The sequence below is a fragment of the Aerococcus sp. L_32 genome, from assembly GCF_050689315.1.
In genome coordinates this window covers 1-828 of the sequence record NZ_JBOEQF010000812.1, presented here as the reverse complement: position 1 = coordinate 828, position 828 = coordinate 1, and the positions used below count along the sequence as shown (strand labels likewise).

1 protein-coding gene is annotated in these 828 nt (G+C 41.1%); it reads right to left on the bottom strand.

All coding sequences use genetic code 11. From position 1 onward, the window contains the following. Positions 1–304: 304 nt before the first annotated feature. Positions 305–703: a rhodanese-like domain-containing protein gene (locus ACRCJ0_RS16645; protein WP_431391271.1), complete on the bottom strand. Its 399-nt coding sequence runs from the start codon at positions 701–703 to the stop codon at positions 305–307. Positions 704–828: the final 125 nt, after the last annotated feature.

Genomic DNA, 828 nt, shown 5'->3' with positions numbered 1-828 from the left:
CCAGAAAGCAAGAATAGGATGTGAGACAGGGCGTTTAGGCAGGAGACGATGGAAGAATAGTGCAGTGTCACACAAAGTGTGAAACAAACTATTCTGAAGCGGACACCTGTCTGCCCTGGCGAGCTCAACTTCACAGGGTGTGAGTGTCGACGTTATAAACTACCTGGCTATGGGTGTGACAGAAAGCATCAGCCTCTAGCGCACCCTTAATATTGGTTACACACTAATACATTGCGTGCGCATTTTAAAGATAAACAACATTCAAAAAAAGCCAGGAGCGCTAACTCCTGACTTTCCAAAACTATTAATCTTGACGTTTTGTTTTACCTTCCCAATCAGAAAGGCCGCCTTTTAAAATATAAATTTTATCGTAACCAGCGTCTTTTAATTTCTTCGCTGCACGGCCAGTTAAACTGTGCACATCAGCGTATAAATAAATTGGACGTGATTTACTAAATCCTGGTACCCCTTGTTGTAAGGTAGAGTAAGGTACATTACGGGCACCAAAAATGTGGGCAGAGTTGAATTCATTTGCTTCTCGGATATCAATAATTTGTGCCGATTGCATGGTTTGTTGGAAATCTTCTTGAGAAATCATGGATGCATTGTTACGACGCAATAGGTAGCTGTATAACCAGAAGCCTCCCCAAACCAATAATACGACAATTAAAATAAGCCAAGAAATAGTACCAAAGTTGATCATAAGTGTTGTTTTTCCCTTCTAACGACAAATACTAAACATTTTTCATAACTAGTGACGCAGCACCATACACACCTGCATCATTCCCCAAGGTAGCTAAACGAATACTTGTTGTCCGTCCAACACCA